Here is a 20,671-nt window from a genome sequence, read left to right on the forward strand (position 1 = left end):
ATATTGCAGCAGCCAGGACAGCAGCCAGTTCTGGCTGCCGGCGAGGGAGGCGACGTCGTCCACCTTCCAGCCATCGGCCTCGCGCACCATGGCGACGCTGATCAGGCTGAGGTGGTCGAAATTGTGGAAGCTCACAGTCGCAACCGCACGGTCGCCATTCAGCACCGGCTCGCTGATCACCAGGTCAAGCAGCAGCGAGTTCTGCCCCTCGATGAACGGATCGAATGCCAGCATATCCGGCGCGTCCGGATCGACCGAGGCGCCCTTCTCGTCGACGCTTTGCCGTTCGAGGTTGGCAGCGTAGAGATCCTTGAGCCGCGCCGAATAGAACTGCTCGAGTCCCTCCTCGTGCTGCTGGCCGACGCCGTAAGGCTGGTAGATCGCCTCGACCAACGCTTTGGGATTGTCATAGGCGCTCGCCGCGCCGATAAAGCCAATGATCAGCAGAAGACTTGCTATGATGCGACGCATGACCGCCCCGTCGTGCCCGGTTTCGATTGCACCCGGCTAACAAGGGGTTTGGGCGCATTGAGGGCTGCGCCGTGCCGCAATCAAGGCAGCGGCGACTGCAGGATGTCGAGCAGGTCGTAGCTGTAGTCGGGACTCCCACCCCACACGTCGTCGATCTTCCAGCCATCCTCGTTGACCAGCAGGAAGCCGAGCTCCTGCGGGGTGTCGAAGTTGCGGAAGGTGACCTTCACCACGGCCTTGCCGCCGGCGATGTAGGGTTCGCCAATGACCAGGTCGCTGACCTGATAATCCTGCCCGTTGATATAAGGGCCGAAATCGATGCGGCCGATCTCGCCATTCGCTTCCTGCTGGTCCTTCTCGAACAGCCCGTTGAGCCGCTCGCTCTGCAACGGCTTCTCGTCGGGCGGATAGTCGTTGGGCGGCATATAGCCGGCATAGAGCGCCTCGAGCAGCGCCTTCGTATCGGAGAATGCTTGCGCGAAGGCCGGCTGCCCCAGCAAGAGCAGCGCGCAGATGGCGATCAGCAGGCGCATGTCCAAAACCCCCTCAGTTGAACCAGAACGCATAGCCGATCAGCGCGTCACCGAACACCGCGTTGGCCTCGGCGAACGACTCGGCGCTGGCGATCGGGCCGTCCTTGAGGAACGGCAGCGCGTCATAGCCGGTGATCAGCATCACCAGGTCGGTCTTCTTGGCGCTCTCGAAATAGGCTTTGAGATCAAACCCTTTCTGGAAGCGCCAATGCGGCAGCAGCAGATTGCCGTCGAGGATCAGGTCGGCGGTGTCGAGCGTCGCCATCCACGCCTGCACCTGCGCATCGGTGATCCTGGCGTCGGGCGTGATGCCGCTCTGCTTCGGGCTCGGCAGCAATTCGCGATTGTCGTCGGTTTCGGCGAGGATCGCTTCCCAGTTACGACGGGAAAGCCCGGTAATGATCTTGAAGCGGGACAGGACGCGCTTCAGCCGGTCAGCATCGGTGACCGGCCAATTGAGATGGTGGATCGCCGCCAGCGCGTCGGCGATGGCGTTGTCCGACTCCGGATCGAGCATCAGCGTGCCGGTGGAACGGGTGTAGTCCTGCATCGGCAGCCCGGCGCGCGGGAACAGCCGGTGGAAGGTGGTGTCGAACAGCGCCCGGAAATCGTGGGCGAGCAGGAAATCCGCCTGCGCCGCCAGCACCTGCGAATAGCCGGCAAGCCAGATCGCATCGGCCCGATCGAAGCCGATGGTGGAATCGGGCGGTGTCGGTGGCGTTGGCGCCGGTGCGCCCGGGTCGGTTGGGCCGGGCACCGTCGCCGCGCCGAACATCGCGTTGAGCACGTTGCCGATGCTCTCGGCGTCGCTGCCCTTGCCATCGCCGTCGAGATCGATCCGCACTTTCAGCACTTCGACCGGCACGACATAGTCGCCGGTCTCGCCGGCGGTCAGCAGCGCATCGCGGGCGGCGTCCATGTCATCGACCAGCAGCTGCAGGATGGCGCGGAACTTATCATAGTCGAGCGGCTCGGGGTTCGGGTTGACCGGCACCGGCATGGCCAGCGGCGCCCCCATGATCGGGCCGGCGTCGGGCGACGCGAAGCCGTGCCGGTAGAGCCCCTGGGCAAAATGCTCGACGCCCTGGATGAAGCTCAACAGCCCCACGCCGAAGCGCCCCTCGAGGTCCTGCCGCTCGTAAAACGGCTTGAGTTCAGTGAGCCCCTGCCCGATCGTTCCCTCATAGAGATGCTTGCGTGCGAGGTCACCCGCCTCGTCGGCGAGCACCGGGCTAGACAGCAGCGAGACGGACAGCGCCGCGCACAACACGACAGTCGCCAGTTTCAGCATCCCGGTACTCCCAAGCAGTTGGCCATCTGGCCGCAGGCTATTTTGCAGCCAACTCAAGCCATTGATCTTCGTCGAGAATAAGGATGTCGAGGGCCTGCGCATCCTTGAGCTTGGAGCCGGCGCCGGGACCGGCGACGAGGATATCGGTGTTCTTGGACACCGAACCCGCCACCTTGGCGCCCAACCGCTCCGCCATCGCCTTGGCTTCGCCACGCGTCAGCTTCTCGAGGCTGCCGGTGAACACGATGGTCTTGCCCGCCACTTCGCTGGTGGCCGAGACGGTGACCACGTAGGGCTTGGGTCGCACCTGCCGCAGCAGCGCCTCCAGCACGTCGTCGTTGCGCTCGTTGCCGAAGAAATCGATCAGCGCTTCGATGACCGTATCGCCGATGCCGTCGACCGACGGAAACACCGAGTGCGGGTCGTCGGCGTGCGCAGCGGTTTCCTTGCCGACGCGGATCAGCTCCTCGATGCTCGAGAAGGTCTTGGCCAGCACCGCCGCCGTGGTCTCGCCGATATGGCGGATGCCGAGCGCGAAGATGAACCGATCGAGTTCCGGCTCGCGCCGGGCGTCGATGGCGGCGAACAGTTTTTCGAGGCCCTCAAAACTCCGGTCCTCGACGCTGCGGGCGTTCTTGCGCGTCTTGCCCGACGCTGCCTCTCGCAGCCGCGCCTGCTCGTCACGCCGCGCCGCAAACGCCTGCTGCACCTCCGGCCGGCGATCGCGCAGCGTAAAAATGTCGGCGGCGGTTTTGACCAGGCCCGAGTTGAAGAACAGGTCGATATTCTCCGACCCCAGCCCTTCGATATCCATGGCGCCACGCGACACGAAATGGCGCAACCGCTCGACTGCCTGCGCTGCGCAGATCAGCTCGCCAGTGCAGCGGCGGCGCGAATCTTCCTTGCCGGTCTTCTCGTTGAGCTCGCGTGTCGCGGGTGAACCGCAGACCGGGCAGACATGCGGGAACACATAGGGCGCGGCGTCCGCCGGGCGCTTTTCCAGGACCACCCGGACGATCTGCGGGATCACGTCGCCGGCGCGCTGGATCACCACGGTGTCGCCAATGCGCACATCGATAGGCTCGTCGCCGCGGATCGGCGCGCCGGTCGAGTCGATGCCGGCGATATAGTCCTCGTTATGGAGCGTGACGTTCTCCACCACCACGCCGCCGACGCCGACCGGCGCCAGCCGCGCCACCGGCGCCAGCGTGCCGGTACGGCCGACCTGGATGTCGATGGCCCGGATCGTGGTGAAGGCCTGCTCAGCGGCGAACTTGTGGGCCACCGCCCAGCGCGGCTCGCCGCTCGAAAAGCCCCAGCGGCGCTGCAGCTCGAGATTGTCGACCTTATAGACCACGCCGTCGATGTCGTAGCCGAGCGAGGAGCGCAACTCCTCGATCTTCTTGTACTGGGCGATCAGCTCTTCGATCGAGCTGGCGCGTACCATCAGCGGGCTGATGGCAAAGCCCCATTCACCGAACCTCTGCACCGCATCGTACTGCGTCGCCGCCGGCTCGGCCGAGCTGGCGCCCCAGGCATAGGCAAAGAATTTCAGGTTGCGGCTGGCGGTGACCGACGGATCCTTCTGCCGCAGCGAGCCGGCCGCGGTGTTGCGCGGGTTGACATATTCCTGCCCGCCGACCGCGGCCGAACGCGCCTTCAGCGCCTCGAACTCGGCCATGGTCATATAGACCTCGCCGCGGATTTCGATGCTCTGCGGCCAGCCCGAGCCTTTGAGCTTATGCGGGATGTCCGCGATGGTCCTGAGGTTGGCGGTGATATCCTCGCCCACCGTGCCGTCGCCGCGGGTGGCGCCCTGCACGAACACGCCGTTCTCGTAGCGCAGCGATGCCGACAGCCCATCGATCTTGGGCTCGGCGGTGAACACCAGCTTCAGCTCCTTGTCGCGCTCGAAGAAGCGCCGGCCGCGCTCGATGAAATCGACCACGTCCTCGTCGCTATAGGCCTTGGCAAGGCTGAGCATCGGCACGGCATGCCGAACCTTGGAAAACCCCTCGACTGGGGCGCCGGCGACCTTGTCGCTCAGGCTGTCGGCGCGCTTCAATTGCGGGAAGGCAATCTCGAACGCCTGGTAGCGGCGCTTCAGCCCGTCATACTGGGCGTCGGTGATCTCGGGAGCGTCGTTCTCGAAGTAAGCGCGGTCCGCCTCGCTCAGCACCTCGTGCAGCCGGTCGAGCTCCGCCTTGGCCTCCGCCTCGGAGAAGCTCTCGATCTCACGTTCCGCCTCGCTCACGATACCTCCGAAATCAACTTCCCGGCCGCGGCGCGCGCCTCGTCGGTGACCTTGGCGCCCGCCAGCATGCGCGCCACTTCTTCCTGCCGCGCCTTGCCGTCGAGGCGGCGCACATGGGTACGCACGAATGCCCCCTCCTCGATCGCCTGCTTCTCGATCAGGAGATGGCTCTGCGCCCGCGCCGCCACCTGCGGCGCATGGGTGACGGTCAGCACCTGCACCTTGCCGGCCAAACGCGCCAGCCGGCGCCCGATGGCGTCGGCAACGGCGCCGCCTACGCCGGTGTCGATTTCGTCGAAGATCAAGACCGGCGCCGAGCCGCGATCGGCGAGCACCACCTTGAGCGCCAGCAGGAACCGGCTGAGTTCGCCACCCGAAGCGACCTTGAGGATCGGCCCAGGCTGGGTGCCCGGATTGGTCTGTACGTGAAAGGCAATCTGATCGTGGCCCGAGGCGGCGACGCGAGACGCATCGACCTGCCGGTCGACGATGAACCGCGCGGCGCCGAGCTTTAGGTCGGGTAGTTCCGCTTCCACGGCCTTGGTGAGGGCGCCAGCCGCCTTTTCGCGCGCCGTGCTGAGGGCAGAGGCGGCGGCGGCATAGGCACTGCGGGCGGCCTCGGCAGCGATCTCCAGCACCTTCAGCGATTGCTCGCCGCTTTGCAGCATATCGAGATCGTTCTGGTACTTGGCCAGCACCTCACCCAGCCCGTCGCAGGTGGTGTGGTGCTTGCGGGCCGCGGCGCGCAATGCGAACAGCCGCTCCTCGACCTTTTCGAGATCGGCCGGATCGAACGCCATGTCGCGCTTCAGCACTTCCAGCGCGTCCGAGGTGGCGTCGAGCGACACCAGCGCGGTGTCGAGCGCCTCGACAATCGGCTGGAACACCGCAGCGCCGGCATCGGCCTTGCGCACCAGCCGCCGCATCAAGCCGGCCAGCACCGGACCGGGCGCCGTCGGGCCGTTGAGGATTTCATCGGCGTCGCGCACTTCCTCGGCGGCCTTCTCCAGCGTCATCAGGCGCTGGCGGCGCTCGGCAAGGACTTCCTCCTCGCCCGCCTCGAGATGCATCTCGCCCAGTTCCGCGACGACGTGCCGGGCATACTCCTCGCGCGCCATGGCCTCGGCGATCACCGCGCGCTGCCCGGCCACGGCGGCGTCTGCCTCGACCAGCGCCTCGTAGGTGCTCCACACGGCGCTGACCATCGATTCGTGGCCACCAAACGCATCGAGCGCCGAGCGGTGCGTTGCGACATCGATCAGCGCCCGGTCGTCATGCTGGCCATGGATTTCGACGATCAGCCGGCCAACCGCCTGCAGCAGCCCGGCGGAAACCGGCTGGTCATTGATGAAGGCGCGGGTGCGGCCATCGGCCAGCTGCACACGGCGGAGGATGATGTCCTCGTCGTCTGCGATGGCGTTCTCGCGCAGCGCTTCGCGCGCCGGATGATTGCGTGGCAGCTGCAGCACCGCCACCACCTGCCCGCTCTCGGCCCCAGCTCTCACCAGCGAAGCATCGCCGCGGCCCCCAAGCGCCAGCGTCAGCGCATCGAGCAGGATGGATTTGCCCGCACCGGTCTCACCGGTGAGCGCGGTGAGGCCGTCTTCGAGCGTGAGATCGAGCTGGTCGATCAGGACGATGTTTCGAACCGAAAGCGCATTGAGCATTCGGGAGTGGCCCCTCGGTGGTCGACCGGCCTGATGGGGCCGAACAAACTCGCGCTTTGCAGCTTAGCTCATAGGGGAACAAACAGGCAACAGGCTTGTTTTCGCCTTAGCTCTTCTTCAGCTGTGCGAGGCTGCTGCCGGCGTTCACCTGGGGCGAGATGCCCTGCTTGGCGAGCAGGTCGAATGCCTGCTTGTACCAGCTGCTCTGCGGATAGTTGTGGCCAAGCACGGCAGCGGCAGTCTGCGCCTCGGAGATCAAGCCAAGCGCCAGGTTCGCCTCGGTCAGGCGGAACAGCGCCTCTTCGATGTGAGTCGAGGTCTGGAACTGCTCGGCCACCACACGGAAACGGTTGATCGCGGCCGGATAGTTGCCGTTGCCGAGATAGTAGCGGCCGACCGACATCTCCTTGCCGGCGATCTGGTCGACGCCGACCACCATCTTTTCCTGCGCGTCCTTGGCGTACTTGCTGTCAGGATAGTTGGCGACGATCATCGAGTAGGTCTCGATAGCGTTCTTCGAGATCTGCTGATCGCGGGTGATGTCCTTGATCTGCCCGAAATACGAGTTGCCCTTGAGGTAGAGCACGTAGGGCAGCTCCTTGGAGCCCGGGTAGAGCGCAATGTAGCGGTCGGCGGCGAGAATCGCTTCCTCGAACTTGCCGATGCGGTAGTTGCCGAACACCTGCATCAGCTTGGCCTTCTCGTTGAACTCCGAGAACGGATGCTGACGCTCAAGCTTCTCCAGCGTCTTGACGGCAGTGACGTAGCGCTGCGCGTCCATCTCGTCGAGCGCCTGCTGGTACAGGACCTCGGGGGCGACGATCGCTTCTTCCTTGATCTTGGGCTGGCCGAACAGGTTGCAGCCCGCCAGCAGCACCACGATAGCGCCCATCAGCACGAAACGTGCGAACCGGCTCGAAATACCTGCATGCTGAGAGATCGTCACGACCTGCCCCATCCCTTAACGCACTACCCTAACGTGGCAGGCGAACTACTGACAAAAAAGATCAAAACTGTGGCGCGGGCTGGTCAGCCAACCGACCGCAGGTACGATTGTACGTTGAGCCCTTCGGGCATGTCATCCAGCGCGTCGAACGCCGCCGGCAACTGGTCCGCCGTGACGATCTCGTAATTGGCCTCGCTGGCGAACAGCCCATGCAGCACCAGGGCATTGAGGGCGTGGCCACCCTTGTAGGAGCGGAAGCGGCCGTAGATCGGCAGCCCGCACAGCGCCAGGTCGCCGATGGCGTCGAGCAGCTTGTGGCGGACGAACTCGTCCTCGTAGCGCAGGCCACCCGGATTAAGGATCCGGTCTTCGTGCACGGTGATGGAATTTTCCATCGAGGAGCCGAGCGCATAGCCGGCCTGCCGGAGAATCTTGGCGTCGCGCACGAACCCGAAGGTGCGGGCCCGCGACACGTCTTCGAAATATTTGCGCGGCGTCCAGTCGAAGATCATCCGCTGGCGGCCGATCACCCGGCTGTCGAAATCGATCTCGAGGTCCAGCAGCCGGCCGTTATAGGGCTCGAGCGCGGCGGACGCCTCGTTGTTGCGCACCAGCACCTGGCGCATGATCTTGATGTAGCGGCGCGGCGCCGGCTGCACCACAAGGCCAACCTGCTGGATGGCCTGTACGAACGGCCAGGCGCTGCCATCGAGGATCGGGCACTCGCCGCCGGTCAGCACCATATGGGCATTGTCGACACCCATGCCGGAAAGCGCCGAAACCACGTGCTCGACGGTCGCTACGGAGACGCTGTCGCCGAGGTCGAGCGTGGTGCACAGCGTCGTGCGCGTCACGCGGGAGAAGTGCACCGGCACGGGGCCGTGACGGCGGCCGTCATCGAGCAAACGCGTGATGGTGTAACCGCTATCGGGCGCAGCAGGCTCGAGAGTGAGGGTAACAGGGGCGCCGGAATGAACACCGAAACCGCTGAATTCGAGCGCATCGGCCAAAGTCCGCTGCCGCGCCGAAAGTTTATGCATGCTCTAAGGACTCCAGCCCCGTCTGCGACCCGGTGCAGTCATAGACAATAAAATCCCGGCGCGGAAGCCGCGCCGGGGGCGTGTACTCGGGCTTTCCCCCGCGGCTATTAGCCGTGCTTACGAAGGAAGGCGGGGATTTCGATATGCTCTTTCTGTGCCGGCTGCGACGGTGCGCGACCGTACTGGTCGGCATTGCCGCGAGCCCCTTCGGCACCACCGGAAACCCGCGAATTCCGGGCGCCTCCGGCTTCGATCGCGCTCCGCGCGGCGGCATCGTCGGCGCTCGGCTCGACCGCCGGCTCGGCCCGCGCCGGCTCATTCGACTTAAGGCTAATGCCGACATTGGAGGCCAGCCGCTTGAACAGCGCACGCGCATTGCGCGGCTCCGGTTCCTGCTTTTCTTGCGCCGCGAGTGACTGCCTTGCAACAGCCGGGAACTCCTCGGTGCGCGGCATCCGGCGCTGACCATCGGGACGCTCGGCGCTGGAGGGCACATAAGCGCTCGGAATCGGCGCCTCGATGAGTCGCGGCGCTTCTTCGAGATGGGTATGGCTGGCCTGCGGGATGTAAGGCTCGACGGTGATGCCGTCGTCTTCCTGGTACTCCTGGTAAGCCGGCTCGGCGTAGGAGATCGCCTCGGCGACTGCCTGCTCGACCTGGGTCTCGAACTCGGGTTCGGGCTGAGCCTCGGCAACCACCGCAGTACGCTCCGGCATGGCCTGGCGCATCACCGCGGCCTGCAGCGGCACGCGGGCCGGGTTGGCCTTCATCGGCTCGAGCGCCTGGACCATCGTCGCATCGGTGCCGGTGGCCACGACGGAGACGCGGATCGTGCCGGTCATATCCGGATCGAAGGTGGCGCCGAGGATGATGTTGGCATCCGAGTCGACTTCCTCGCGGATGCGGCTTGCCGCCTCGTCGACTTCGTAGAGGGTAAGATCGGGGCCGCCGGTGATCGAGATCAGGAGGCCACGTGCGCCCTGCATCGAGACATCGTCGAGCAGCGGGTTGGCGATTGCCGCCTCGGCGGCATGCCGTGCGCGATCCTCGCCGGATGCCTCGCCCGTCCCCATCATCGCCTTGCCCATGCCGCGCATCACGGCGCGTACGTCGGCGAAGTCGAGGTTGATCAGGCCTTCCTTGACCATCAGGTCGGTGATGCAGGCGACGCCCGAATAGAGCACCTGATCCGCCATCTTGAAGGCGTCGGCGAAGGTGGTCTTCTCGTTGGCGACGCGGAAGAGGTTCTGGTTCGGGATGACGATCAGCGTATCGACATGCCGGTGCAGCTCGTCGATGCCGTCTTCAGCCAGTCGCGAGCGGCGATTGCCCTCGAACTGGAAGGGCTTGGTCACCACGCCGACTGTCAGGATGCCCTGCTCGCGGGCCGCACGAGCTACCACGGGAGCAGCGCCGGTACCGGTGCCGCCACCCATGCCCGCGGTGATGAACACCATGTGCGCGCCGCTCAGGTGATCGTTGATCTCGTCGTAGCTCTCTTCAGCCGCTGCCCTGCCCACTTCCGGGTGGGAGCCGGCGCCGAGACCCTCGGTGACCGAGACGCCTAGCTGGATGATCCGCTGCGCGCTACTGAGCGCCAGGGCCTGTGCGTCGGTATTGGCGCAGACGAAGTCCACTCCGGAAAGGCCCGACGCGATCATGTTGTTGACCGCGTTGCCGCCAGCCCCGCCCACACCGAAGACGGTGATGCGCGGCTTCAATTCTTGAATGTCCGGGATGGTGAGGTTGATGGTCATGAATGGCCCCATGCGTGGCGTGTGAGACCAGTATTAGTCGCCAATTCGTTAACCAGACCCTAACAATGCCCTCAAAACCGTTAACGTGATGGCAATTTGCAAGGCAGGCTAAGCGTTTGGATACGTTACGTTAAGCATGAAGTTGAGGGGCGCCCGGCGAAGGCCGGGGCCGAGAGCGCCGAGACTCAGAAGCTGGTGCGTAGCCAATTGCCGACGCGGGCGAAATAGCCGTCGGTGCCGGTGAGCCGGGCCGCGCGATGCGGTTCGACGAATTCCTGGGCGCAGACCTGCGGGTAGATCAGCATCCCCGCGACCGTTGCGAATCCTGGGCCCTTGGCCATCTCAGGCAGGCCGGAAATCCCCATCGGACGGCCGTTGCGGACGTTGCGGGCCAAGACGCGGCGCGCCACTTCCGGCAGGCCGGTGAGTTCGCTGGCGCCGCCGGTGAGGACGAATCGACGGCCGCAAATGTCCATCATGCCGGTCGCCTGCATCCGATCCTTGATGGCGGTGAGCACTTCCTCGACCCGCGGACGGATGATGCGGGTGATGTGCGAACGCGGAATCTGCCCCGGGGCTTCGTCGCGAGTCGCGCCGACCGGGGTGATGGCGATCATGTCGCGCTCGTCGGTCTGACCCGGCAGTACCGAGCCATACATGGTCTTGAGTCGCTCGGCATCGGCGATGCCGACCGAGAGCTGGCGCGCGATATCGAGCGTCAGGTGATGCCCGCCGATGGCGATGGCATCGGCGTAGACGAGCTGCCCCTCCGAGAACACCGAGACGGTGGTAGTGGCGCCGCCAAAATCGATGCAGGCAACGCCGAGCGAGCTTTCGTCATCGACCAGGGTCGCAAGGCCAGAGGCATACGGAGTCGCCATCAGCGCTTCGATCTGCAGGTGGCAGCGGTGCAGCACCAGCTCGATATTGCGCATGGCAAGCGTTTCGGCCGAGACTACCGCGACATCGATCGACAGCTTCTCGCCGACCATGTTCTTGGGATCCTTGATGCCCTTCTGGCCATCGAGGGCGTAGCCGATCGGCAGCGCGTGGACGATCGAACGTTCGGGGCGGACGGAGCGGTCATTCACCGCGCGCAGCACCCGCTGGATATCGGCGCGCTCCACTTCCTGGCCACCGAGATTGACGCCGGCCGAGAAGGTTTCGGAGCCCAGGCGCCCGGCGGTGACATTGACGATCACCGACTGCACGGTGACGCCGGCGGCGCGCTCGGCGATGCCGACGACGGTGCGCACCGCCTGCTCGGCCTTGTCGAGGTCGGTGATGACGCCGCTCTTGATCCCCGAGGACGGACCGTAGCCGAAGCCGATCACTTCGACATTGTGGGTCCGACCGCGCAGCGACTTACCCTCGGGACGCGGCACCAGCCGGGCGATGACACAGCAGATCTTGGTTGAGCCGATGTCGAGCACCGTCACCAGCGAAGTGCGGCCGGGCTGTACGGGCTTGAGCCGCGCGGTCAGGGCATCGGTCATCATGGTCTTACTGAGTCCGAGTTACAGGCACGACGGGAGCCGCGGCTTGCGGCGCCGCAGCGGGAGCGGTCGCCGCCGGGGCGCTCGCGGGTTTCTTGGCCGGCTTCTTGCCCTTACTGCCCTTCGCCTCGGCGATCTGCGCCGCCGCGATCTCACCGGGCTTCAGGGTCACAATGCCGGGAACGCGCAGGTCGATCACCGACACGTCGCGCTCGAGCAGCGCATAGTCGGCCTGGTACATTTCGAGCTGGTCGAGCGCCTGCGCCACGCCGCTTTCGGGCAGTTGTACGCGCAGGCCATTGCGATAGATCAGGTCCCAGCGGCGATCGCCGATGCGGCTGAGCGCGGCGAGCTGATCGTCGAGCCCATCGTGCCGCGCCAAAACGCGCACCATGGCAACGCCGTCATCGCCGGCCCCTTCCCCGATCAGCAGCGGCAGGTCGGTATAGGAGCTGATGTCGGTGCCGATCTTCTTGCCGGTGTCGTCGATCAGCCAGGTGGTGTCGCCAATGCGCCAGCGCGCTACCGGCACCTTCTCGACGATCGAGACGATGACGCGGTTGGGATAGACCTTGCGGACGGTTGCGGATTTGACGGCGCGCAGCCACTCGAGCCGCGCCTGCGCCTTCTGCGCATCGAAGGTCAGCGTCGAATTGCCGGTGCCGACAGTCAACAGCGTGATGATGTCCTTGTCGTCGGTCAGCGTCTGGCCGGTGATCTCGATCGCATCGATGCCGAAGCCGGCCTGCGCGAACTCGCCCTGGACGAACCGGTAAGCGGTCAGCCCGGCCGAGCCGATCACATCGCGCGCCTCATAGAGGCCGAATGCCACCAGCAGCGCCAGGATCGCTGCGACGATACGGGTGATGACCTGCTTGTGCAGCACCCAGACGTGACTGGCTTTGACCAGGGCGCGCCGGCCGGTGCGGGGCAGCGTAACGGGGAAATGACGGGGATCGACAGGCTGGGCGTTGGCGAAACTCTTGGCCCCTACCTGTTGCAACTCGCATCCTCCACCATCCAGGCAACCAGCTCCTCGAACGAGTGGCCGGCATGGCGGGCCTGTTCGGGAACCAGTGACGTTTCGGTCATGCCTGGCTGGGTGTTGATCTCGAGGCAGACGAGCTCGCCGTCCGGCCCTGCCTGGTCGTTGTAGCGGAAGTCACTCCGCGACACGCCCCGGCACCCAAGCGCAGCATGCGCCTTAAGCGCCATCTTCTGCACTTTGTCGTAAATTTTCGGTTGAATTTCAGCCGGAATGACGTGCCGCGAGCCGCCGTGAGCGTACTTTGCCTCATAATTGTAGAAGCTGAGGTCCGTAATGATCTCGGTAACCCCCAGCGCCACGTCGCCCATCACCGCGCAGGTCAGCTCGCGGCCGGGGATGTAGCGCTCGACCATCACCTCTTCGCCCGAGTTCCAGTCCTCGCGCAGCAGTTCCTGCGGCGGGTGCGACTGGTCGGCCTTGACGATGAAAACGCCGAAGCTCGAGCCGTCGGCAACCGGCTTCACCACATAGGGCGGCGCCATGACGTGGGAGCGCGCGACTTCAGCGCGGTTGGCAATGGTGTGATCGGTGACCGGGATGCCGGCCGCCTTGAACATGATCTTGGCCTGGTGCTTGTCCATCGCCAGCGCCGAAGCCAGGACGCCCGAGTGGGTGTAGGGGATGCGCAGGAATTCCAGCACGCCCTGGATGGTGCCATCCTCGCCATAGCGCCCGTGCAGCGCGTTGAAGGCGACGTCGGGTTTCAGCTCACGCAGCACTTCGGCAATATCGTAGCCGACATCCACCTCGGTGACCTGGTAGCCGCCATTACGCAGCGCCTGAGCGCACCCGGTGCCCGAAGCGATCGACACCGGCCGCTCGTTCGAAATACCGCCCATCAGGACGGCGACGTGCTTGGTCATTCCGGCTGCTTTCCAAAGTCAGGTTGAAGCCGAGACGGCCCCCTCCCGGCGCCCCCCGTGAAGGGGGAGGTGAAGGGTCGAGCGCTTGGCGAGATGGTGCCAACGGCACGATGCGGCACCTCCCCCGTTGTGGGGGAGGATGGGAGGGGGCCGTCTGCTGCAGTCGGCACTACACCGCTCCCGTGAACGGCGCGCCGTCCATGAACTCACGCACTTCGCGGCCGGGCACGAAATGGCCCATGCGGCGAACTTCCCACTTGAGCTCGATGCCGTGCTTGTCGCGCACCTTCTGGCGGATCGACTCGCCGACGGTCTCGACCTCGAACGCGTCGGCTTCGCCCATATTGATGAGGAAGTTGGAGTGCATCTCGCTCATCTGCGCCCGGCCGAAGGTGAAACCGCGGCCGCCGGCCTCGTCGATCACCTTCCAGCTCGAATGCCCCTCGGGGTTCTTGAAGGTCGAGCCGGCGGTCTTGGCGCGGGTTGGTTGCGTGCTTTCACGCCGCTCGGTGACGGTGCGCATCTCGGTGAGGATCTTTTCCGGATCGCCGGCAAAGCCCTGGTAGGTGGCCGAAGTGAACACCGCGCCGCGCGGGCCGTTCGACTTACGGTAGAGGTAGCCCATCTGCTCGTTGGTGAGCGTGATGATCTCGCCCTGCCGGGTCACGGCACGCAGCTCGACCATGCGGTTGCGCGTCTCGGTGCCGTAGCAGCCGGCATTCATGTAGAGCGCTCCGCCGATGCCGCCGGGGATGCCGCGATAGAACCACAGCCCATCGATGCCGGCCTCGGCCGAGGCGGTCGCGACCTTCACGTCGGGCACCGCAGCACCGGCCCGCACCCGGTGGCCATCGAGGATATCGATGGCGCCAAAGCCCTTGGCCGGCAGGCGGATCACCACGCCGTCGAGCCCGCCATCGCGGATCAGCAGGTTCGAGCCGAGCCCGACCACGGTAACGCGGATTTCCGCCGGCAGGTGCTTGAGGAAGAACGCCAGGTCGTCTTCATCGACCGGGCGGAAGAACAGCTGCGCCGGCCCCCCTACCCTCAGCGTCGTCATCTCGTCGAGCGGCTGGTTCGGGATCAGCTGGCCGCGGATCTCCGCGGTCCAGCTGCCAAGCGTCGGAAGCAGGTCAGGCCACTGGGGGAGATGGACGTTCATGTGAGCTCAGGCTCCTTACCGATCAGGGCGCCAAGTTCGGCGGGCAGCGAGGCCGCCCACTGCGTGATGTTACCGGCGCCGAGCAGCACGACATAATCGCCTTCCGCGGCGCGCGAGGCGATCAGCGGCGCTAGGGCCTCCGGCCGGTCGATGACCCGCGCATCGCGATGCCCGCGGGCCCGGATGCGGGCCACCAGCTCTTCATGCGTGACGCCATCGATCGGCGTCTCACCGGCCGCATAGATCGGCGCGACGATCACCGTATCGGCATCGTTGAAGCAGGTGGCGAACTCGTTGAACAGGTCGTGGACGCGCGAATAGCGGTGCGGCTGCACCACGGCAATGACATCGCGCCGGGCCGATTGCCGCGCCGCCTTCAGCACCGCACTGATTTCGACCGGGTGGTGGCCGTAATCGTCGATGATGGTGATGCCGCCGACCGTGCCGGTCTTGGTGAAGCGCCGCTTCACCCCGGAGAAGTTCTTCAGCCCCTTGCGGATCGCCTCGGCCGGCACTTTCAGCTGGTCGGCGACGGCAATCGCTGCCGTGGCGTTGAGCGCATTGTGCTCGCCCGGCATTGGCAGCTCGAGTCCGTCGATCCGCAAATGCGTCATGCGGATACGGTCGCGGATCTCGACCGAGAAATGCTGCACCCCGTCATGGTTCTCGAGATCGACCAGCCGTACATCGGCCTGCGGGTTGCGGCCATAGGTGATGACGCGGCGGTCGCGGATCTGCCCGACCAGCGCCTGCACTTCGGGGTGATCGAGACACATCACGGCGAAGCCGTAGAAGGGCACGTTCTCGACGAAGTTGATGAAGGCCTGCTTCACCTTGTCGAAGTCCCCGTAATAGTCGAGGTGCTCGGGATCGACATTGGTGACGATGGCGACGTCGGCCGGCAGCTTGACGAAAGTGCCGTCGGATTCGTCCGCCTCGACCACCATCCACTCGCCGTCGCCGAGGCGGGCATTGGTGCCATAGGCATTGATGATGCCGCCATTGATCACGGTGGGGTCGTAGTTCGCCGCATCGAGCAGCGTCGCCACCAGTGTCGTGGTGGTGGTCTTGCCATGCGTGCCGCCGATGGCGATGGCGTTCTTGAACCGCATGATCTCGGCCAGCATTTCGGCGCGGCGCACCACCGGCAGGCCACGGGCCCGGGCGGCGGCGAGTTCCGGGTTGCCCTTCTTGATCGCCGAGGAGATGACGACGACGGCCGCATCCTTGAGGTTGTCGGCGCTCTGGCCGATCTCCACTTCGATGCCCATCTTCCTGAGCCGCTGCACGTTGGGGTTCTCGGCGCTGTCCGAGCCGCGGACCTTATAGCCCTGGTTGTGCAGGATCTCGGCGATGCCGCTCATGCCGATGCCGCCGATGCCGACGAAGTGCACCGGTCCGATGTTGCGCGGCATCTTCATTGTGGTTTGTTCCCCTTGGCCGCGAGGCGTTCTGCCGCGTCGGCGAGCTTGGTGACGGCGTCGGGCTGGCCCAGCAATCTGGCCGCGGCTGCGGCTCGCTGCAGCACATCCCGGTCACCCAGAAGTGATGCCAAGCGAGTGCCAAGCGATAGTGGCGTAAGCGTGGCTTGCTCGGCGATCCAGCCACCACCGGCGGCCTCCATCACCAGCGCATTGTTCTTCTGGTCGGCATCGATAGCACCGGGCAGCGGCACCAGGATGGCCGGCCGGCCGATGGCGGTGAGTTCGGCAATGGTCGAGGCGCCCGAGCGCGACACGACGAGGTGCGACGCGGCCATGCGCTCCGGCAGGTCATCGAAGAACGAGGCGAGCTCGACATTGACCTTGGCCTGCCGATAGGTCTCGGCGACCCGGTCGAGATCCTCGGCCCGGCACTGCTGCACGACGCGCAGCCGCGAACGGATCTCCTGAGGCAGCTCGGCAATGGCCGGCGGCACCAGATCGGCGAACACGCGGGCGCCCTGGCTGCCGCCGAACACCAGCAGCCGGATCGAGCCGCCGGCATCGAGATCGGGATATGGTACCTTGGCGACGTTGCGGACGCGGTCGCGCACCGGGTTGCCGACCAGCACCGATTTCTCGGCAAAGGCCTCGGCCTTGAGGGTGCGCGCAAAGCTCAGCGCGATCAGCCTGGCCATTTTGGCGAGGGCTCGATTTGCCCGCCCCATCACCGCGTTCTGTTCGTGCAGGATCCCCGGAATACCGCGCAGGCTCGCCGCGACGAAGGGCGGGAACACCGGATAGCCGCCGAAGCCGATCACCGCGTCGGGCTTCACCCGCCCAAGCGCGCCATGGGCGACGCCGATACCGCCAAGGATCTTGAAGCCGGCAGTGACGAACTTGATCGGGTTGCTGACCGAGGGCGTCGCCGACGGCACGATATGCGTGGCGCTGGCGGGAAAGCCGTCGCCATAGGAGGCGACGCGGTGATCGGTCATCAACTGGATATCGTGACCACGCCGGCGCAGTTCCTGCGCCAACGCCATTGCCGGGAAGAGATGGCCTCCCGTACCGCCGGCCATAAGGACGAATCTGCTCATTCGGCGGGGGATAGCACTCCGCTGCGATAAACGGGAAGCCCGGTCGCGAGACGCTCTTCCGGCTTCTTGCGGGTCAGCGCCAGCATCAGCCCCATGGCGAAGGCGATGGCGAGCATCGAAGTGCCGCCATAGGAGACGAATGGCAGGGTCATGCCCTTGGGCGGGATCAGGCTGAGATTGACCGCGAGGTTGATCGCGCACTGCAGCCCAAACTGGATCGCGATGGTCGAGGCAGCGAGGCGCGAGAACAGGCTCGACTGCTGCTGCGCCCCGATCAGCGCCTTGATCACGATGAAGCCGACCAGCGCCACGAGGAACAGGCAGAACAGGATGCCGAACTCGCCCGCCGCGGCCGAGAACACGTAGTCGGCATGGGCGTCGGGGATCACCTTGTTGGCCAGCGACTCGCCCGGGCCGCGCCCGAACCAGCCACCTTCGAGCAGCGAGCTCAGCGCCTTGTCGACCTGGTAGGTGTTGCCGCCTTCCGGGTTGACGAAGCTGTCGATGCGCTTGGCGAAGTGCGGGAAGAAGATATAGGCGGCGAATAACAGGCCAACGCCCGCAGCGCCGAGCCCGATGATCACGAACCACGAGATGCCGGAGAGGAACAGCAGCACGCCCCAGGTGGCGAGCACCAGCGCTGTCTGCCCGATATCGGGCTGCAGCAGCAGCCCGCCGACGATCACCAGCATGATGCCGGTGGCGATGATGCGGGCCGGCACGCCCGGCCGCTTCATGCTCTCAGCGAACAGCCACGCGCCGATCACGGCGAAGGCCGGCTTGACGAACTCGGATGGCTGCACCGTGTTGCCGGCGATCGAAATCCAGCGCTTAGCGCCCTTGACCTCGACGCCGAAGCGCAAGGTCAGCCACAGCATGATGATGGATACGACCAGCACCCCCAGCGCGGCAAAGCGCGCCGCCCGGTGCGGCAGCATTGAAGCAGCGACCATCACCGGCACGGCAAGGGCCGCGAAGATCGCCTGGCGGATGATGAAGTGCCAGGGCCCGAGGCCCAACCGCTCGGCCACCGGCGGGCTCGCCGCAAAGCTCAGCAGCACCCCAACCAGCAGCAGCAGGATCAATGCGGCAAGCAGCGACTTGTCGATCGTCCACCACCACTCGGCGATGGGGGTCTTACGCTCGCGTGAAAACATGCTTTGACGCCGCCTGATCGGGACGGCCTCCCGTACGCACAACTAGATGCAAATTGTAGCGCCCGGTTGGTTACCAACTTCGCAACGACACTCGCGTTTTGCGAGTCGGGGGGCGATGGGCGGGGTGGGACGCGGTGGCGGGGCCGGCGAGGGGGGGCTTGAGGGGCGGGGGGGTGAGGGGGCGGGCGGGGGGGCGGGCGCGACGGGGCGGCCGGCGGCGGAGGGTCAGCGGCGCGATGGTCGCCGCTGCCGGCAGCACCGGCACATAAGGGCCGTCACCGCTGGCAGCGCGCAGCCACCAGCGCACCACCCGGGGCTCACCGCGTGCATCCTGCCCGGCCGCCTCGACCAGCATGCCGCCATCGGCGGTGCCGAAGCGATCCAGCCAAAGTGCGATCTGCGTCCCCAACCCGGCGAATACGCCTGCCGATTTGATCAGCCCCCAGCGCACCGGCACCGCCGCGACGCCGATCAGCCAATTGAGCACCGGCAGCTCCATCCCAGCATCGAACCCGGCCCGTACCCGCGGCGCAAACCGCGCCGGCAGCAGGTCGAGATCGGGAACGTCGGCCAACATGGCGCGGCGGGGAGGCAGCCCTTCGATGGTGACCGAGCGGCCGCCGCTCCAGCCGCGGCCCCGCTCCCAGCCGGCTTCGCGGAACACCCGCACCGGCTGACCGACCCAGCTCAGAATACCTTCGATCACCGAGCGTCCCTTGGGCGTCTTGTTGCCGGGGACGATCGCCACATCGACGCTGTCGACGGCGAGCCAGGCGCTGGTGAGTTGGTCGAGCACGGCATGTGTCAGGCCCGGCGTCGAGCTGGCGCCAGAGATCACCGAGATGGCGACGGCTCGCGCCGCGCTGTCGAACCTGGCGATGCCGGCAACGAAGCTGCGGGAGTCAGCGATGTCGACATAATGGCAGCGCGCGCCGATTGCCGCCTCGATCAGCTGGGTGCCGCTGAGCTGGAACGGGCCCGAGCAATCGACGACGACGTCGCAGTCGATCTCTTTCAGCCGCTCGACGCCGATGCGGTCGCGATCGATCAGCACGAAGCCATACTCACCCTGCTCGTCGATCGCCCGCAGTTCGCGCTGCAGCGCCTGTGCCCGGCGTTCGGTGCGCCCCCCGAGGCTGACGCGAAAGCCCTTGCGGCGCGCCAGGAGCCGCGCCAGACGCGAGCCGAAGACGCCCGCGCCACCGACGATGAGGATGTGCGGCCGGCTCATGCCACAACCTCGCGTAACGATTCCGCTTCCAGTTGCAACGCTTTGAGTGGGTTGAGCAACTGTCCGGAGACCATGGCAGCAAGCACCCAAGGGGCTGGCGGCACCTTGGCCGCGGCTGCCACCAGTACGTCGCGAACCACCGGCAGCACGACGCCATCGGACTGGTAGAACGGGGTAAGCGTCAGCGACAGCAGCTGGTAGAGCCGCACGTGCCAACGGCGCAGCCGGGCATACTCCGCGAGGGCATCGCCAACCGAGGCGGCCCTGGCGAGCGCGCCGGTCAGTGCCGCAGCATCGAGCAGCGCCATGTTGGCCCCCTGCCCGAGCTGCGGGCTGGTGGCGTGGGCGCTGTCGCCGATGAAGACGATGCCGTCGCCGGCGGGAACCACGAGCGTATGGTGGGCATAGCGCGCCAGCGTCATCTCATCGAAGCCGCGGATGGCCTGGAGATGCGGCGCCGTTTCCGGCCAATGCCCCAGCACTTCGTCGCGCCAGCCATCGATCCCGGTGGCCTGCAGCGCCTCGAAGGTCTCGGGCTTGAGGCTCCAGAAGAAGGCCGCGAGCTCCGGCCCGTCGCGGCGCTGGCGGCCGACCGGCAGCACGCCGATCATCACGCTGGCCTTGCGGTAGCGCTGCATCAGCGCATCGCGGCGGAAGCCTTGATCGACCCAGGGCACCGTGCCCCAAATGGCGCCGAAGCTCAGCGGGCGCGCCCGGCTCGGCAGCTTCGCCTCGACCTTCAGCGGCGAGGCCGACCCCAGCGCGTCGACCACCAGGTCGAACGGGCCGTCACGCCCTTGCGGCGCGCGCAACCACTGCTTGCCGCCGGCGCGCTCCAGCGCCTCGATGGCGAAGCCGGTGCGGATTGGCAGGCGCGCGGCCACCACGGCGTCATGCAGCACATTGAACAGCGCCGCGCGATGCACGGCGATGGCATGTACCTCCGGGCCGAGGGGCCGGTAGCCCACATCGAGCACCACCCGGCCACTTTGCGCGTCGGTGCCGATCAGCCGCTCGACTCGCGAGCCGAGCGCGGCGATCTCGGGGTAGAGGCCGAGCGCCCCCAGCACGGCGAGGCCGGTCGGCTGCAGCATCAGGCCCGAACCGAGCGGACGGGGCGTGTCGAAGCGCTCGAACAGCCGCACGCGATGGCCAGCTCGGCTCAACAGCAGGGCCGTCGCCAATCCGCCCGGGCCAGCGCCCGCGATCGCAATATCAAGTGATTTCAGCAGTC

At 66.1% G+C, this 20,671-nt stretch carries 17 protein-coding genes; all 17 read right to left on the reverse strand.

The features are described 5' to 3' along the window. Nucleotides 1-471: YqhG/Tai3 family protein (locus tag VW23_RS22790; RefSeq protein WP_069911788.1), on the reverse strand; the 471-nt coding region annotated here is incomplete at its 3' end. 80 nt (nucleotides 472-551) lie between these two features. Next, nucleotides 552-1,004 carry a DUF3828 domain-containing protein gene (locus tag VW23_RS22795; RefSeq protein WP_176730467.1) on the reverse strand — a complete coding sequence of 151 codons (453 nt, stop codon included), beginning with the start codon at nucleotides 1,002-1,004 and terminating at the stop codon, nucleotides 552-554. Between the two features lie 13 nt (nucleotides 1,005-1,017). Continuing rightward, complete coding sequence (locus tag VW23_RS22800; RefSeq protein WP_069911790.1) at nucleotides 1,018-2,295, reverse strand: hypothetical protein; 1,278 nt, start codon at nucleotides 2,293-2,295, stop codon at nucleotides 1,018-1,020. Between the two features lie 37 nt (nucleotides 2,296-2,332). Then, complete coding sequence (ligA, locus tag VW23_RS22805) at nucleotides 2,333-4,549, reverse strand: NAD-dependent DNA ligase LigA (protein ID WP_069911791.1); 2,217 nt, start codon at nucleotides 4,547-4,549, stop codon at nucleotides 2,333-2,335. After that, nucleotides 4,546-6,216, reverse strand: coding sequence for a DNA repair protein RecN (gene recN, locus VW23_RS22810; protein ID WP_069911792.1), 1,671 nt, complete (start codon nucleotides 6,214-6,216; stop codon nucleotides 4,546-4,548). The genes ligA and recN overlap by 4 nt, the downstream gene beginning before the upstream one ends. 106 nt (nucleotides 6,217-6,322) lie before the next feature. After that, entirely contained in the window at nucleotides 6,323-7,162 is an 840-nt protein-coding gene (locus VW23_RS22815; RefSeq protein ID WP_176730468.1) for an outer membrane protein assembly factor BamD, read from the reverse strand. Between the two features lie 83 nt (nucleotides 7,163-7,245). Next, on the reverse strand, nucleotides 7,246-8,202 hold the full coding sequence (gene lpxC, locus VW23_RS22820; protein ID WP_069911794.1) for a UDP-3-O-acyl-N-acetylglucosamine deacetylase: 957 nt from the start codon (nucleotides 8,200-8,202) through the stop codon (nucleotides 7,246-7,248). Between the two features lie 107 nt (nucleotides 8,203-8,309). Then, complete coding sequence (gene ftsZ, locus VW23_RS22825; protein ID WP_069911810.1) at nucleotides 8,310-9,959, reverse strand: cell division protein FtsZ; 1,650 nt, start codon at nucleotides 9,957-9,959, stop codon at nucleotides 8,310-8,312. A 185-nt stretch (nucleotides 9,960-10,144) separates the two neighbouring features. After that, nucleotides 10,145-11,458 carry a cell division protein FtsA gene (gene ftsA / locus VW23_RS22830; RefSeq protein WP_069911795.1) on the reverse strand — a complete coding sequence of 438 codons (1,314 nt, stop codon included), beginning with the start codon at nucleotides 11,456-11,458 and terminating at the stop codon, nucleotides 10,145-10,147. 4 nt (nucleotides 11,459-11,462) lie between these two features. Then, entirely contained in the window at nucleotides 11,463-12,458 is a 996-nt protein-coding gene (locus VW23_RS22835; RefSeq protein WP_069911796.1) for a cell division protein FtsQ/DivIB, read from the reverse strand. After that, nucleotides 12,446-13,366, reverse strand: a complete 921-nt coding sequence (locus VW23_RS22840) for a D-alanine--D-alanine ligase (RefSeq protein WP_069911797.1) — start codon at nucleotides 13,364-13,366, stop codon at nucleotides 12,446-12,448. The genes VW23_RS22835 and VW23_RS22840 overlap by 13 nt, the downstream gene beginning before the upstream one ends. A 169-nt stretch (nucleotides 13,367-13,535) precedes the next feature. Next, complete coding sequence (gene murB, locus VW23_RS22845; protein WP_069911798.1) at nucleotides 13,536-14,528, reverse strand: UDP-N-acetylmuramate dehydrogenase; 993 nt, start codon at nucleotides 14,526-14,528, stop codon at nucleotides 13,536-13,538. Next, on the reverse strand, nucleotides 14,525-15,949 hold the full coding sequence (gene murC, locus VW23_RS22850; RefSeq protein WP_069911799.1) for a UDP-N-acetylmuramate--L-alanine ligase: 1,425 nt from the start codon (nucleotides 15,947-15,949) through the stop codon (nucleotides 14,525-14,527). The genes murB and murC overlap by 4 nt, the downstream gene beginning before the upstream one ends. After that, on the reverse strand, nucleotides 15,946-17,049 hold the full coding sequence (gene murG / locus VW23_RS22855) for an undecaprenyldiphospho-muramoylpentapeptide beta-N-acetylglucosaminyltransferase (protein WP_069911800.1): 1,104 nt from the start codon (nucleotides 17,047-17,049) through the stop codon (nucleotides 15,946-15,948). The genes murC and murG overlap by 4 nt, the downstream gene beginning before the upstream one ends. Beyond that, the gene (locus tag VW23_RS22860) at nucleotides 17,046-18,206 is read right to left on the reverse strand and encodes an FtsW/RodA/SpoVE family cell cycle protein (protein ID WP_069911801.1); all 1,161 of its coding nucleotides are present in this window, start codon (nucleotides 18,204-18,206) and stop codon (nucleotides 17,046-17,048) included. The genes murG and VW23_RS22860 overlap by 4 nt, the downstream gene beginning before the upstream one ends. 70 nt (nucleotides 18,207-18,276) lie before the next feature. Then, complete coding sequence (locus tag VW23_RS22865; protein ID WP_069911802.1) at nucleotides 18,277-19,437, reverse strand: saccharopine dehydrogenase NADP-binding domain-containing protein; 1,161 nt, start codon at nucleotides 19,435-19,437, stop codon at nucleotides 18,277-18,279. Beyond that, complete coding sequence (locus VW23_RS22870; protein ID WP_069911803.1) at nucleotides 19,434-20,669, reverse strand: FAD-dependent oxidoreductase; 1,236 nt, start codon at nucleotides 20,667-20,669, stop codon at nucleotides 19,434-19,436. Before VW23_RS22870 ends, VW23_RS22865 begins: the two co-directional genes overlap by 4 nt. Nucleotides 20,670-20,671 lie beyond the last annotated feature (2 nt).

It is taken from the genome of Devosia insulae DS-56 (assembly GCF_000970465.2).
In the GTDB taxonomy this organism is placed as follows: Bacteria; Pseudomonadota; Alphaproteobacteria; order Rhizobiales; family Devosiaceae; genus Devosia_A; species Devosia_A insulae.